The organism is Acinetobacter sp. YH12145 (assembly GCF_013418335.1).
In the GTDB taxonomy this organism is placed as follows: domain Bacteria; phylum Pseudomonadota; class Gammaproteobacteria; order Pseudomonadales; family Moraxellaceae; genus Acinetobacter; species Acinetobacter amyesii.
On sequence record NZ_VPCE01000017.1, the window covers coordinates 1 to 15,217 of the forward strand.

Here is a 15,217-nt window from a genome sequence, read left to right on the forward strand (position 1 = left end):
TTGCTAGATTAAAGCAATTTAGAGGAATTGCCACACGCTATGACAAGCTAAAGCAAAGCTATGAAAATTCTGTTGCCTTAGCTTGTATCTTTATTTGGCTACCATTATGAAATGTCAACAGACCCTATTATTCTTGTACTGTATGCCCAACTCTTTTTCATGCTAATGGGCGCTATCAAATATTGGAAAAGAGATGTTCTAGGCTTGAAAATACTGTTTTGGATCAGCTTAAGCCTTGTCCCGATTATTATCACACCCTTAGTCATTTACTATCCAAAAGTAACAACTGGCTTTTTTCTCTTTATGCAAAGCTCTTTTGGCTTCAGTAGCACAGGCTTCGAGTTTCATGTTGCCTACGACACCCAACTCACCCTCTTAAATACATCTTTTTGGGGAATTGGAATCAATCTTATTGAATTTTTTCTATGGTTACGCTTTAAGAATATTGCAGCAAATAATCATATTTCGATTGCCCATTTCAAGAATGAAGACTTAGAACTGAAACGCTATGATTAGCCATTTTTGACCGTATATAAACTAGAATTCTGACATCTGGTCTGACCATCCCTAAGCACTCAAAGCCAAAGCCTAAAGACTTTGGCTTTTTAATCACTAATTTTTTCCCTCACATAATAAATCACCCCTGCCCGATCATCCGAAAAATAAAAAGATTTTTTATCGATCTTATAAATATCTGCAGGCCGCCCAATTACCGTTTTACCGAATAAAAAACCATCCATAAAGGTTTCAAGTTTTTGTCCTTTACGCATAATTGCAATTTGATAGCCATGACCAATCGCCTCATCGGTAGAGCCATGCAAGGCTACTAAAAATGCATTTTTAATGGCGGTATCAGTATGGGGGTCATCAAAATAATCAAAACCCAATGCAGATGAATGCGAAGGGAAATAAGCATAGGGCGATGGAACATTTTTACAGCCAGATGCACGTTTAAATTTAGGGTCCGCCAAGACATTGCCCAGCCATGAATAACATGCGAGCCAACCATAATCGACATCCTGTTTTAGCGCATAAAAAGTTTCATCTGGCTTTTTACGTCCCAAATGATCAGAACCTTGATTGGTCGCAAAATAGAAATCTACCGATCCATTTTAATCCAACTGCATTACGCAAACCTGTCGCATAAAACTTTTGCTCTGAACCATCAGGATTCATCTCGATGACTGAAGCCCGTACTTTTTCTTTCTCTACACAGGCATTACAACTCGAACCGACAGATACATAAACTTTTCCATTTCCACCAATAGCAATCGTCCGTGTCAGGTGCCAACCGCCGTATTTATAACTCAAACCATAATCTGGAAATGTCGCTAAAACTTCAGCCTTACTCGAAGGCTGAGTTTCTACTTTGTTGAATTTTTGCCGTGTCAGTCGATGCGTTTCCGCCAAATAGAGCCAATCCTGTCCTTGAGCATCGGTATAAAACTGAACTGAATTTGGATTTCTCAAACCAGTCAAATAAGGAATGATTTTGCCAAATTTACCTGTGTCAGCATTCCAATCATCCAATATATACACAGTACCTTTTTTATTATCTATTAGATCATACATATCCGTGACAAACATTCTGCGATCAGGCGCTTGCGAAAAAAAGCGTACCCGTTTGAGACCTTCAGCAGCAGGAATGATCTCGAAATTTGCAGGCAAATTTAATGAAAACTGCTTGCCATTTTTTAAATGGATTGGATGCGGTACAAGTTTGGGTTGTTGAGCCCAACTGGTCATTGAACAGACGAAACCAAGGATCAAGATGGCGCTTATTTTTATCATATTTAAATACATCTCAATGAATCATGTATATCTATATTCATCATAGATACCTTGTATCTATTTTATTCAATTTTTATTTTTATAAAATATTATACTTTTGAAAATTAAAGTTTTTTTAAATCACATACGCTGTTGCAGTACACAACAAACAAAAATAAGGAGGAATTTATTCCCCCTCACTTCTTCGTTTTTAAATTATGATTTTAATCAAAATCCATGAAATAACTTATTCATATCTTTGCATACATATTCTTTAAAATGATAGGCGCGCGCATGTTTAGCATCAAATTTAGCTTCCAAATCGCCTTTTTTGAAAATATAAACACGATCCTCTTTACTGACTAAAAACTCTGCACCCAGTTTCATCAAAAGCGCATCAATTTTATCTTCATCTGCAATCGATTCATCTGCATTAATTTTATCGTAATTGCGTTTAATGCCTTTAATAAACATCGCGCTGCCTCAGAGAAAATAACAATGCGCGATTAAATCAGAGTCCTGCTTTTTTGCAAAGGCTTTTGATGCAATAAAGTCATGGCATTTAAAGTGCTAACGGCAATCAACATTATTTTATAAAAACGCTTTAAATCACAATTCCTCACTTTACATTTACGTAAATCTACCTATGATGTAAAAACCGACAAAAATAACCACCAAAACACATAAACGGAATTATGTGCATGATTTACAAAAGGTTTTAAGATGAAAAAAATCCTACTTGCAAGCATTTTGGCAATGAGCACTCAATTCGCTTTTGCTGAAACTAAAACAGATGCCGTCGATCCTGAATTTGCTAAAGTGGAAGCCATGGTCAAGGCCAAAGATATGAATGGCGCCTACCAAACACTGAGCAAGCTTGCAGCAAAAGGTAATGCTCAGGCCATTTATAATTTGGGCTATCTTACTCAAACAGGTCAAGGCGTAGCGAAGGATGAGAAAAAAGCCATCCAACTCTATGAACAGGCTGCAGCCAAAGGTTACCCAGTTGCTAACTATGTTTTAGGTAAAAATTATGCAACGGGCACACTGGGCTTAAAACAAGACACCAATAAGGCCAAACAATATTTAGAACGCGCATCTTCGGCTGGTTTTGATGATGCCTCCATCGACTATGCCATTTTACTTTTTGCAGAAAATAAACCTGAGTCAGATAAATTGGCGCTCAGTAAACTTGATCCGCTGATTAAAAAAGGCAACTACCCTGCGATTCATGCCAAAGCACTTTATGACATCAGTGCTGGCTTTAAAGCTAAAAATGAAAAGCCTATTCAACAAGGTCTAAATAGCATTCAAGAGTTAGCGAAAAAAGGTTATGTCCCTGCATTGATGGCAGTGGGCAATATGTTTGTAAATGGCAATATCATCCCGCAAAATTTGCCTGAAGCTAAAAAAATATTTAGCGCATTAGCCAAAGAAAATATTCCGCAAGCTAAAGAATCTTTGGCAACCGTGGATAAAATGATTGCTGAACAAGCCAAAGCGCCAAAAGCCAATGCGAAAAAGAGTTAATTGAGCATTAAAAAAAGCCCTGCACATGCAGGGCTTTTTTCATGGGTTTAAGCAAATCTTGAGCTGATCAAAATCACGCCCACCACAAACTGATTAATACGCCTGTTACGACAAATCCCAAGATGGTACTCATCAACAAAGGCGTTAAGGTCTTTTCATTTAAGCCATAAACTTGCCCAAGCATGGCAAAAATCGTCGGCATCGGCAATGCGGCAATAATCGTCCCTGCATATAACATCTCTTGGCTGACATCGGTCAAATAACGTAAGCCTAAATAAGTCAGTAAAGGCATCACCAAGTTGCTTGAAATCACCAAATAGAAGCTCTGAGCATTCACATACTTTAAGCTCATACCGACAATCCCTCCACCAATTGCAAACAGTGCCAGTGGTGAAGCCGTTTGACCTAACATCGCTAGTACATCATTGATTTGATGAGGCAAACGAATTTGGAAAATTGCAAACCCAATCCCTAGCATTACCCCTGCAAAGAGTGGATTTTTTAACAGGGTCATTAAGGTATTTTTGATGATATCGCCAATATTGGCTTTTTGCTGTGAACTTCCTAATTGTGCAAGGACCAGCACCGTTGGAATCAGCAGCACACTTTCAATGATGACGATTAATGAGGTATAGGTCATCGCATTTTGACCGACCAATAAGCTTAGGACTGCAGTGCCAATTAAGCCTGTATTTGACATGCCAGCGCCTAATGACAGTACCGCTGTTTGCGACATATTATTTTTAAAATGTGTCGACAATAGCCAATAGGCCATGCCATACAGTAAAAAAGTGACTCCGGTATAAACAAAGAAATAGCCGGGATACCAAATTTGATGCAAATCTTTAGAAGCTAATGACTGAAAAAACAAAGCCGGCAGTGCAATCTTAATCACAAATGCACCAATGGTTCCAACTTGTTCTTTGCTCAATAAACTACATTTTACAGACAGATATCCCAAGGCCAAAAGAAAAAAGATTGGACCAATCACCTCAAAGACCATACGAAATACCCTGTGTAATAGACTCTTCTATCCACACCCTCAACCTGAGAGTGTAGATAGGACCGCTATAAATTTTGAAAATTAGAAAGCCGTAAATTGACTTCTTTGTGCATGTGGCTGACAGCGTAAATACTGCGGAGAAATTTTTAGGTTTTCACCGAGTTCAGCAGCGGCATGCCATGGCCAACGCGGGTCATATTGAATTGCACGAGCAAGACCAATCGCATCTGCCATGCCATATTGTAAGATGCCTTCGGCTTGCATTGCTTCGGTAATTAAACCCACAGCAATTACGGGAACCTGAACGGCTTGCTTAATGGCTTCAGCAAAAGGCACTTGATAACTGGCTTGTAATTGAATTTTTTGCGCAACATCTAAGCCGCCACTAGAAACATGAATATAGGCTGTGCCTAGTTGTGCAAGCGCTTTTGACAAACCAACAGCCGAGTCTAGATCCCAACTCGGTGCTTCAGTATATTCCATCCAATCAGTTGCAGAAATACGTACCCCAATTGGATAATCTTCAGGAACGGCATTTTTCATGGCTTGGAACACTTCAAGCGTCAGCCGAATGCGATTTTCCAGACTGCCACCATATTCATCGCTACGCTGATTCGACAATGGCGACATAAATTGATGCAGCAAATAACCATGTGCGGCATGTAGCTCAATTAAGTCAAAGCCTGCATCTACCGCTCGTTTTGCTGAATCGGCAAAGTCTTGAATGATCTGCTGGATTTCATCTCGACTTAAAGCATGGGGTGCATGATCTGTGGGATTAAAGGGCAAATTACTGGCTGACACGGTTTGCCATCCTTGAGGATGATCAGGGGGTAATTGTCCACGTCCTACCCACGGTTTATCTGTCGATGCCTTACGCCCCGCATGTGCCAGTTGGATAGCAAATGGCATAGGTGAAAGTGATTTCACCTTGGCCAATAGTGCCTTCATCTGTGCGCGTTGCATATCATTCCAAAGGCCGAGGTCTGCATAGCTAATGCGCCCCTCTGCCTGTACAGCCGTTGCCTCGACGATACAAAGTCCAGCACCTGACAAGGCATAATTCGCCCATTGTTGTTCATGCCAATAGCTTAACTCCCCTTGCTCATTGGCAGAATATTGACACATGGGTGCAATCACGATTCGATTAGTCAGCCCCAATGTTCCAAACTGAATTGGTTGAAATAACAACGCCACATCACTCTCCTTTTAGAAGGCTTTGGTCACACTTAATCCTGCACTCCAATTTACCCCATCCGCGGGTTCAAAGAAGCGTCCATTTCCATCATTGACGATCACTGAACCGACATAGTTTTCATCAAACAAATTATCTGCACGTACATAGGTTTTAACTTTCCAATCTGCTTGTTTCCACACATAACCTGCGTTGGCAGAAACCACGGTATAGCTCGACGCGGCATCACTGTTGGCGTCATCGACATAGACTTTATCCATATAGCGAACATCTAGGCCGGCATTAAAGCCAATATCTGGCTGCCAATTCAGTGCGGCAAACGCTTGGTTTTTGGCAATACCCGGAATTTTCGCACCCGATCTAATAGATGACGCTTTAGGTTTCGCTGGATCTGCAGGATTCGGTATTTCTGGAACAAAAGCATCAAATGTGGCATCAATATAACTGTAACTTGCTTGCGCACTTAAATCTCGCCATAGCTGTTTATTCCACGAAAGCTCAACACCTTCACGTAAGGTTTTATCGGCATTTCTATAGGTTGCACGCCCTTCCTCTGTCCCAGCAGAAACGATGTCATCTTGAGTTTTGCTTTGGAACACCGCTGCCGTGAAATTACCCCATGCATTTTGTGATTTAAGCCCAAGCTCGTAGTTATCGCTACTGGCTGGTTTTAAATCAAAATTCATGCCGTCATCTTTGGAATAGGCCATTTCTGTAAAGGTCGGTGTTTCAAAACCTTTGGCATAACTGACATAGGCATTTAGTTGAGGCGCAATATTCCAACTTAATGCTGCTGACGGTAAAACTTTGTCATAGTCAGTTTTACCACTGTCATCACCATTTCCATCTGCAATATAGTTATCTTTAGATTCATAATGTACATTGCTATATCGTAGCCCTGTATCTAAAGTCCAATTGGGTAAAAAATTCCATGAAGCTTGTACATAGGGATCTAAATTCCACAAGGTGTTATTTTCATTTCGACGAATATTGCCTTTCTTGCCAAAATTTCCATTGGCATCAAAATTTTCATAGCCCTTACGGTCTTCATCCATATAATCAAAGGCAAGGCCTACAGTTAAACGCGTATTCGGCAAGAGGTCTTTGCCTGTCCAGCGAATATCTGTTCCATAATAATCACGGCTAAAATCAATCACACCACCTGCATGTCTTTGATTTAATTGAATGGTATTCGGGATACAATCTTTTGTACCTATTTTTAAAGCACATTTTGGAATTGATTGATATTGGGTGACATTACGTTGCCCCATATATACCATTGCATTAAGTTCATGCTGATCATTCAATGGTTTTTTCCACGTTAAGCCCGTTTGAGTTTGGCTAATTTCCTTACGTACATCATAAGTATTATTGGCATCATTAACTTGTTTCAGATTTTGACGCAATTGCTCCCGATTCAGACCTTGTGGGTCATCGGCATTGATATCCACATGATTCACAATCCAATTGACCTTGGAACCATCATCCAAATCCCACGTCAGTTTTGCATTGCTAAGTACCTTATTTGCGGCACTATGATCACGGTAGCCATCGGTTTCAAAATAAGAAGAACTCACGACATAGCTAGGCTCATTGGCCTGTTCTGAGCCACCTTGCAACACAATGTCAGCACGACTTTTATGATGACTGCCGCCTGAATAGCCGAGTTCGATCGAGTCTTTTCCTGTGCCTTGCTTGGTTGTTGTTAAGATCGCCCCACCCGAAGAGTTACCGTATAAAGAAGAAAATGGCCCGCCCAACACTTCGATATGATTTAAGCTACTCATATCGATGTTTGACGTCTGTCCCTGACCATCCGGCATGGTCGCAGGGATTCCATCAACATATAAACGGATACCACGCACACCAAATGTTGAACGTGCGCCAAAGCCTCGCATAGACAGTTGCAAGTCTTGTGCATAGTTTTCACGGTTATTCAGTTGTAGTCCGGGCACACCTTTTAAGGTTTCAGACAGATTCACACCCGTATTGTTATTATTTTCAGCCTGCTGTACACGGTATACCGATGCCGGTGTTTTTAACCATGTGGTATTGGTTCGTGGTGCTTCAATGGTAATCTCAGGAAGTAAAACAGGTTCCGTAGAACCTGTTTCTGCATACAACTGTTGGCTAATACATGCCGTCAGGCAAAGTAAATGTGTCTTAAATGATGTGACGTTAAATTTACTTTGCATAGAGCACCTATTTTAACATTAGAAGATTACCTTAGAGCTTAAACCAATTAGGAAAGCATCATCAACTCGATTTGTTGAGCCTGGGTTAATCACATATTGTAAACTTGGACGAATCATCAACCATTTCGTAGGGTTATGGCTATAGTTCAACTCGACATTATATTCAGCACTTGCATCGAAAGTTTTTTGATTCAAACGGTTATTCACATGAACACGGTTCACACCTAAACCAAGAATATCATTTGGATGGCTATCAACAAGACCGATATATTTCACACCAACTTGTTGTGAATTATCGACTTTAGTTGTTACACGATCATGCCAAGTGAAGTTTGCAAAGCTATGTAAGCCTTGACGGCCTGAACCCGTAGAAGTCAACTGTTGCTCAATCGCGACCCAACCACCAAAGGTACGATCTTCTGCTTCGCCCGAAATAATGTCTTTTTGATTTTTGACATTATCTGCGGTGTTGTACATCGCACCAAAGCGGTAGCTCCCCGGTAAGCCATTTACAAATGATTTTGGTGTCCAAACCAATTCTACGGGAATAGTTACGCCATCAGCATGATCTGTATCAAGACTCCAACCTTGACCTTCTGCTTTGGCATTACCATTGTCAGGGTTAAATTCGTAAACACCGACTTGTGCCGCAAGTTCTGGCGTTGCTTGGTATTTCACACGTCCACCCCATTGTGAAACTGGAGTATTCATCCACATAGAACCTTGCCATTTACCCATTTGCGCTGCACAAAATGCGGTGCTGGCAAAGTCACATGCCATCACGTTAAAGTCCATACCTAGACCTAAACGACCTGCTTTTACACTAATGCCTTGTTCTTTGAAATTCTTTTCAATCGAAAGCTCGGTTAAGCGGCTGTCTTGGTTACCACGGCCAAAATTGGCTTGTGCATTTGCCAATTGAGGAACATCCCCTTGCAAATCACGAACTGAGGTACTTTGACCTTGACGAGCAGTCATTACAGCACGCACAGTCACGCCATCCCAACCTGCGAGTTTTTCCATATCAAGCTGTGTACCTAACCACAATTGGCTGGCTACCGTTGCTGAATGTCCCGGATTACGACCGCCATCGGCAAGATAGGCAGCATCAGCAGCAATATTGGCCTCAAACTTCACACCTTGTTGTGCAAGTTCGGTACGTTTACCATCCCAATCCCCGAGCATGTACTGACCTTTAGTGTCGAATGCTTCTGTGGCGTGAACATGTGTCATGGCTGCTGCAACAAATGCAGGTAGAAGAGCTAGACTGTATTTTTTCATGGTAAAACCTAAATCTGGAGAGAGTCTCTAGACAAGCCACAAGGCTTGAAATCTAATGTCACAAAAATTACATAATTTTTCACGTTCTATCTCAGCATTATTTTTATCATTCACCAAACTTTAATTTATCAATAAGTGACTTTAAATAAATCTATTGTTATGCAATATTTTTAGTGATTATTTTTCAATATCTTATATATCTATTAATTCAATTGTTTAACTTCTGATCGCTTTTTCAAACTCATTATTGTGACTTGTTGGTTTATTATTCTCACAATTAATAATCAATAACCTATTCATACACTCCCTTAGGCCGCGATGAAACTTGCATTATGTAGGGCTAGACCCAATAGTATGCATAACTTGAATGATCCATTGCTTCGACCTTTATGCCTGAATTACCAGAAGTAGAAACCACTAAAACCAGTTTATTGCCATTATTGAATGAAAAGGTTCTCAAAGTTGAGGTTTTTCAGTCGAGCCTGCGTTGGCCTATTCCTGACGACATTCAAAAACTCGTCGGACAAAAGCTGCTTCAGCTCAGCCGTCGATCAAAATATATTTTGGCTGAATTTGAACAGGACAGCATGTTGTGGCATTTGGGCATGTCTGGCAGTTTTCGGATTTGTGAAGGTCATGAAGCATTACGAAAGCATGATCATCTGGTGATTCATTTTGAAGATATGCAATTACGCTATCATGATCCGCGCCGTTTTGGCTGTATTTTATGGTTAGATGCATCATCTCAAAGCAAACTGATTGACACGCTTGGCCCTGAACCGCTGAGTGATGCGTTTAATGCTGAATACTTATTCCAAAAATTTAAAAATAAGCAGACCAGTATCAAAGTATCGATCATGGACAATCATATTGTGGTTGGTGTCGGCAATATCTATGCAACGGAAAGCTTATTTAACTTAGGCATACACCCTGCGCAGCCTGCATCAAGTTTGAGTTTTGAACAAGTTGAAAAAATGGTCATCGAAATCAAACGTATTTTAAAACAGGCAATTGATTTAGGCGGTTCGACGTTACGTGATTACACCAATGCGATGGGCGAAAATGGTTATTTCCAACAAACTCTGCTCGCCTACGGACGTGCCGGTGAAATGTGCATCAACTGTGAAACCATCTTGCACAATATCAAACTAGGGCAACGTGCATCGGTGTTTTGCCCAGAGTGTCAGCCTTTAAAAAAGGTTAAAATGCTGACTAAGAAAACCGTGAAAGGAAATAAAGCATGAAGTCTGCGATTGTTCGCCACATATTAGTCAAAGATAAAGAACTATGTGAGCAACTGAAAAAGAAAATCAAAGGCGGTGCGGACTTTGCCAAAATTGCAAAGCAGCATTCGACATGCCCTTCGGGTAAAAAAGGCGGTGAGCTTGGCGACATTAAAAAAGGCCAACTGGTTGGTCCAATTGATAAGGCGGTATTTACCCTACCCGAACGTGAACTGCATGGTCCGATCAAAAGCCAATTTGGCTGGCATTTATTAGAAATTAAGTTTCGGATGTAACATAGCACCCACATTGAACATGCTATAACGAGTATATCGCGAATATGTGCTTTTCATCTTAAAGCACATAATCCCAGTATTTTTTTCAATCGTTCAGAACATTGGCTGGCGGTTTTCAATCATATAATATAAATCATAGCAACCAGATAACATTGCACTAAATCAATTCTACTTAATAATAAATAAAGGACATTCCATTGGGCTATTACAACTATTTTCGTCTTGGCACTGTCGATACAACAGATTTTACAATCATTCGAGGTGAACGAAAGCATGCACTTATCCAAGCATTATATGATGATCAAGATATGAACCCTCATGGTGAAGTCCAGTTGGCACTAGATTTAGATGGGAATCGTAACGATGAATCAAAATGGTATGATGCGATACAGCAAATTAGCAAATTATCCAAAAATCACCCTTTAGTCTTATTTATATTAGGTCAACAAGCCTGCGCACCCGAATCACCTGAAGAAGCAAATGAAGTATTTACAGGCATTCGAAATGGCATTGTTTTTTCGACATCAGAACCTAAGTTTATGAAAATGACGCCTCAACAAAATTCACAATAAAAAACGGCGCTTTAAGCGCCGTTTTCACTGCTAAAGGATTAACCTTTACGTTTTAATTCATCACGAATTTCACGAAGTAATTCGATATCTTCTGGAGTCGCCTCTGGAGCTGGCTCTTCAACTTTTTGACGGCGCAATTTGTTCATCAATTTCACTAACCAGAATACGACCCATGCCAAAAGCAAGAAGTTGATTAAGATGGTTAGGAAGTTACCGTAAGCCAAAACATTAAGGCCTGCATCCTGTGCTGCTTTTAGCGTGGTTAAATTGTTTGGGTTATCGCCCAATACTAAGAACCAATTTGAATAATCAACGTCACCACCAAGGATCCAAGAAATAAAAGGCATGATAATGTCTTTTACCATTGAATCGATGATTTTACCGAAAGCACCACCAATGATGACACCTACAGCCAAGTCCATCACGTTGCCTTTTACGGCAAATTCTCTAAATTCTTGAATAATACTCATGTGATCTCCAGAAATTTTTTTCAGCTTTAATTTTGTGACGAAGTATACATTATATCTATATAACTATTTCCACCTAATTTACTTGGTTTATATTAGATTCTAAATACCATGTATAAAAATTCACACAAAACATTTTTGATTTTGGTAATACATTCTATTAAAAAGGATTTATCAAAATTATGCATGTCGAATTAAATGAATAAAGTCATTCAATTTTTGCATTTTTATTCAAAACACCCATGCATAAAAAAACCGCTAACCTAAGTCAGCGGTTTTTTTGAAACTGTAAAATTAAACGTTACGGTTACGTTTACGTTCGTTTTCAGTCAACCAGCGTTTACGGATACGGATTGACTTAGGCGTTACTTCAACTAATTCGTCGTCTTCAATAAATTCAAGCGCTTGTTCAAGCGTAAATTCAATGTGCGGAACGAGAGTCAACGCATCATCAGTACCAGAAGCACGTACGTTAGTTAGCTGTTTCGCTTTAGTTGGGTTAACAGTCATGTCGTCTGAACGTGAGTTAATACCAACGATCATACCTTCATAAACTTCTAACTGAGGTTTAGCGAATAGACGGCCACGGTCTTGTAAGCTGAATAGTGCATAGCCCAAGCAAGTACCTTGAACCATAGAAATCAACACACCGTTTTGACGTTTCGCAACAGTACCTTGTTTCATTGGACCGTAGTGCGAGAAGCTTGAAGTCATGATACCTGTACCTGAAGTCATAGTTAAGAATTCAGAACGGAAACCAATCAAACCACGTGAAGGAACTGTTGCTTCAATACGGATACGGCCTTTACCGTCAACTTCCATATTGGTCATTTCACCTTTACGGTGACCCATTTGTTCCATTACAGCGCCTTGGTGCTGCTCTTCAACGTCAAACGTTACGTTTTCGTATGGCTCTTGTTTTTCACCATCAATTTCTTTGATGATTACTTGTGGACGTGATACGCCCATTTCAAAGCCTTCACGACGCATGTTTTCAATAAGAACTGAAAGGTGAAGCTCACCACGACCAGATACTTTGAAACGGTCAGGACTGTCAGTATCTTCAACACGTAATGCTACGTTGTGAATCAATTCGCGATCTAGACGTTCACGGATATTACGTGAAGTTACGAATTTACCTTCTTTACCAGCAAACGGTGAGTTGTTTACTTGGAAAGTCATCGATACTGTAGGTTCGTCTACAGAAAGTGCAGGTAAAGCTTCAACTGCTTTTGGATCACAGATTGTGTCAGAGATATGAAGTTCATCAATACCCGTTACACAAACAATGTCACCAGCAGAAGCTGATTCAACATCGATACGCTCTAAACCATGGTAACCCATGATTTTTAAGATACGACCGTTACGTGTTTTACCGTCTTTGTCGATTACAGTTACAGGAGTGTTTAATTTCACTGAACCACGTTGAATACGACCAACACCGATAACACCTACGAAGCTGTTATAGTCAAGTGAAGACACTTGCATTTGGAATGGACCGTCAACGTCAACCGCTGGTGGTTCAACGATGTCTACAATTGTTTCGAACAATGGAGTCATGTCTTCAGCAAGTTCTTCTGGAGACGGACCAGCCACACCACGAAGACCTGAAGCATATACAACTGGGAAGTCTAACTGTTCGTCAGAACCACCAAGGTTGTCGAACAAATCGAATACTTGGTCAATTACCCAGTCTGGACGAGCGTTTGGCTTGTCGACTTTGTTAATAATTACGATTGGTTTCAAACCACGTGCGAACGCTTTTTGCGTTACGAAACGAGTTTGTGGCATTGGGCCTTCTTGAGAATCAACAAGAAGAAGTACGCAGTCAACCATTGACATTACACGTTCTACTTCACCACCGAAGTCGGCGTGTCCCGGGGTATCCACGATATTGATACGGTATTCAGTGTTAGTACGCTTGTCTAACCATTTGATTGCAGTGTTTTTTGCAAGAATGGTAATACCACGTTCACTTTCAATAGCGCCAGAATCCATTACACGTTCGATCTCGCCTGCGCGATCGCCAAGAGCACCTGATTGCTGTAAAAGTTTGTCTACAAGAGTAGTTTTACCATGGTCGACGTGCGCGATGATGGCAATGTTACGGAGAGTTTTAATATCTGACATGTGAATTCGATACGCCTAAAGTTTGAGGGCAAATTATACAGAAAAAATATAGATTTTAGTAGTGACAGTTTATTGACAGTCGCATTTTTTTTGACGACTGGTACGCTTTTGGTTTTGTAAAGCTGTGTAAACAGATTAGAATAGCGCCACCTAGCCTTAATTTTCAGTGCCGCATGTCTGATTTAAACCAATCTCCCGAAGCAAAAGATCAACTCGATTTAGTCTATGGATTGAATGATCGACCAAAACCTTTTATTGCTTTTCTCGCTGCGTTCCAACATTTATTGGCCATTATTGTCCCGATTGTGACGCCGGGTCTGCTGATCTGTTTAGCACTTGGTGTATCAAAAGAAGACACCAATATGATTCTGTCGATGTCATTGGTGATCTCTGGTATCGCAACTTTTTTACAATGTAAAAAAGTCGGCCCATTTGGTGCAGGTCTCCTGATTGTACAAGGAACCAGCTTTAACTTTATTGGTCCTATTATCGGTATTGGTTCTGCGATGGTTGCGGCAGGCACACCTGTAGAAGCAGTCATGGCATCTATCTTTGGTGTAGTGATCGCGGGTTCATTCATTGAAATGGGTGTGTCACGGATCTTACCGTGGGTGAAAAAACTGATTACCCCATTGGTAACAGGTATTGTGGTGCTATTGATTGGTCTGACTTTAATTAAAGAAGGCCTGATCAGCATGGGTGGTGGTTATCAAGCCATGGGCGATAAAACATTTGCCAATGCAGACAACCTCATCATGTCATGTACCGTTTTGGCACTGATCATTTTATTGAACCGTGTGCGTATTACATGGGTAAAGAGTTCTGCCATCCTAATTGCCTTAGTCGTGGGTTACATCCTTGCAGGCTTTATGGGTCATTTAAACTTTGATGGCTTAAAAGATGCGCCACTGGTTCAAATTCCAACACCGATGCACTTTGGCTTAAGCTTCTCTTGGAGCTTGTTTATTCCAATGGCATTTATCTACCTTGTGACATCTTTGGAAGCGATTGGTGATATTACCGCGACTTCTAAGCTTTCAAATCAAGCTGTCGATGGTCCTGAATGGATGAAGCGTATTAAAGGTGGTGTATTGGTGAATGGTGCAAACTCATTCCTTGCCGGTATCTTTAACACGTTCCCAAGTTCTGTTTTCGCGCAAAACAACGGTGTTATTCAGTTAACAGGTGTTGCAAGCCGCTATGTAGGCATTTGGATTGCTGCCCTATTGGTTATTTTAGGCTTACTTCCTGCTGTAGCAGGTGTCATTCAGGCGGTTCCACAAGCCGTGCTTGGTGGTGCTGTGATGGTGATGTTCGGTGCTGTGGCTGCCTCTGGTATTAATATTTTGTCAGGCATTCATTTAGACCGCCGCGCACTATTAATCATTGCGATTTCATTGGCATTGGGTCTAGGTGTTGCACAAGTACCACAAATCCTTGAACATCTTCCTGAATTGTTCCGTAATATCTTCAGTTCAGGCGTTGCCACTGGTGGTATCGCTGCCCTTATTTTGAATATTGTTCTTCCTGAAGTGAAGAAGTAAGTTCATTTGTC

The 15,217-nt window shown here is 40.6% G+C and carries 13 protein-coding genes and 2 pseudogenes; 7 read left to right on the forward strand and 8 right to left on the reverse strand.

Translation table 11 applies throughout. The annotated features are described in order from the left end of the window. A pseudogene (locus FTU80_RS14725) lies at positions 1–110 on the forward strand (IS5/IS1182 family transposase); the annotation flags it as partial. Between the two features lies 1 nt (position 111). After that, complete coding sequence (locus tag FTU80_RS14730; RefSeq protein WP_180085859.1) at positions 112–516, forward strand: hypothetical protein; 405 nt, start codon at positions 112–114, stop codon at positions 514–516. Between the two features lie 89 nt (positions 517–605). On the opposite strand, the pseudogene FTU80_RS14735 reads toward FTU80_RS14730, so the two are convergent. Together FTU80_RS14735 and FTU80_RS14740 are read right to left on the reverse strand one after the other, a co-directional pair. After that, a pseudogene (locus tag FTU80_RS14735) lies at positions 606–1,791 on the reverse strand (sorbosone dehydrogenase family protein). 207 nt (positions 1,792–1,998) lie between these two features. After that, positions 1,999–2,244 (reverse strand): hypothetical protein, encoded by a 246-nt coding sequence (locus FTU80_RS14740; RefSeq protein WP_078191141.1) that lies wholly within the window; start codon positions 2,242–2,244, stop codon positions 1,999–2,001. Positions 2,245–2,493: 249 nt separating this feature from the next. Between FTU80_RS14740 and FTU80_RS14745 the strand changes: the two genes are divergently transcribed. Further along, entirely contained in the window at positions 2,494–3,300 is an 807-nt protein-coding gene (locus FTU80_RS14745; protein WP_078191142.1) for a tetratricopeptide repeat protein, read from the forward strand. A 73-nt stretch (positions 3,301–3,373) separates the two neighbouring features. On the opposite strand, the gene FTU80_RS14750 is transcribed toward FTU80_RS14745, so the two are convergent. The 4 genes from FTU80_RS14750 to FTU80_RS14765 all read right to left on the reverse strand — a co-directional run bounded on the left by FTU80_RS14750 (position 3,374) and on the right by FTU80_RS14765 (position 8,974). Then, the gene (locus tag FTU80_RS14750; protein ID WP_180027265.1) at positions 3,374–4,303 is read right to left on the reverse strand and encodes an AEC family transporter; all 930 of its coding nucleotides are present in this window, start codon (positions 4,301–4,303) and stop codon (positions 3,374–3,376) included. A gap of 81 nt (positions 4,304–4,384) precedes the next feature. After that, positions 4,385–5,500 (reverse strand): NADH:flavin oxidoreductase/NADH oxidase, encoded by a 1,116-nt coding sequence (locus FTU80_RS14755; protein WP_180085861.1) that lies wholly within the window; start codon positions 5,498–5,500, stop codon positions 4,385–4,387. 12 nt (positions 5,501–5,512) lie between these two features. Then, positions 5,513–7,693 carry a TonB-dependent receptor gene (locus FTU80_RS14760; protein WP_180085863.1) on the reverse strand — a complete coding sequence of 727 codons (2,181 nt, stop codon included), beginning with the start codon at positions 7,691–7,693 and terminating at the stop codon, positions 5,513–5,515. Between the two features lie 18 nt (positions 7,694–7,711). Beyond that, positions 7,712–8,974, reverse strand: a complete 1,263-nt coding sequence (locus FTU80_RS14765; RefSeq protein WP_180085865.1) for a carbohydrate porin — start codon at positions 8,972–8,974, stop codon at positions 7,712–7,714. A gap of 389 nt (positions 8,975–9,363) precedes the next feature. Here FTU80_RS14765 and mutM point away from each other — a divergent pair, with 389 nt between their 5' ends. The 3 genes from mutM (at position 9,364) to FTU80_RS14780 (ending at position 11,065) form a co-directional block, all read left to right on the forward strand. Next, positions 9,364–10,218: a bifunctional DNA-formamidopyrimidine glycosylase/DNA-(apurinic or apyrimidinic site) lyase gene (gene mutM / locus FTU80_RS14770; protein WP_180085867.1), complete on the forward strand. Its 855-nt coding sequence runs from the start codon at positions 9,364–9,366 to the stop codon at positions 10,216–10,218. Next, on the forward strand, positions 10,215–10,493 hold the full coding sequence (locus tag FTU80_RS14775; protein ID WP_078192338.1) for a peptidylprolyl isomerase: 279 nt from the start codon (positions 10,215–10,217) through the stop codon (positions 10,491–10,493). Before mutM ends, FTU80_RS14775 begins: the two co-directional genes overlap by 4 nt. Positions 10,494–10,690: 197 nt before the next feature. Further along, positions 10,691–11,065: a hypothetical protein gene (locus FTU80_RS14780; RefSeq protein WP_005007840.1), complete on the forward strand. Its 375-nt coding sequence runs from the start codon at positions 10,691–10,693 to the stop codon at positions 11,063–11,065. Positions 11,066–11,103: 38 nt separating this feature from the next. Here FTU80_RS14780 and mscL read toward each other — a convergent pair whose 3' ends face one another. Both mscL and typA read right to left on the reverse strand, forming a co-directional pair. Beyond that, positions 11,104–11,535 carry a large conductance mechanosensitive channel protein MscL gene (gene mscL / locus FTU80_RS14785; protein WP_078192339.1) on the reverse strand — a complete coding sequence of 144 codons (432 nt, stop codon included), beginning with the start codon at positions 11,533–11,535 and terminating at the stop codon, positions 11,104–11,106. A gap of 291 nt (positions 11,536–11,826) precedes the next feature. Continuing rightward, positions 11,827–13,662, reverse strand: a complete 1,836-nt coding sequence (typA, locus tag FTU80_RS14790; RefSeq protein ID WP_078192340.1) for a translational GTPase TypA — start codon at positions 13,660–13,662, stop codon at positions 11,827–11,829. Positions 13,663–13,835: 173 nt separating this feature from the next. Between typA and FTU80_RS14795 the strand changes: the two genes are divergently transcribed. Continuing rightward, the gene (locus tag FTU80_RS14795) at positions 13,836–15,206 is read left to right on the forward strand and encodes a uracil-xanthine permease family protein (protein ID WP_078191151.1); all 1,371 of its coding nucleotides are present in this window, start codon (positions 13,836–13,838) and stop codon (positions 15,204–15,206) included. Positions 15,207–15,217 lie beyond the last annotated feature (11 nt).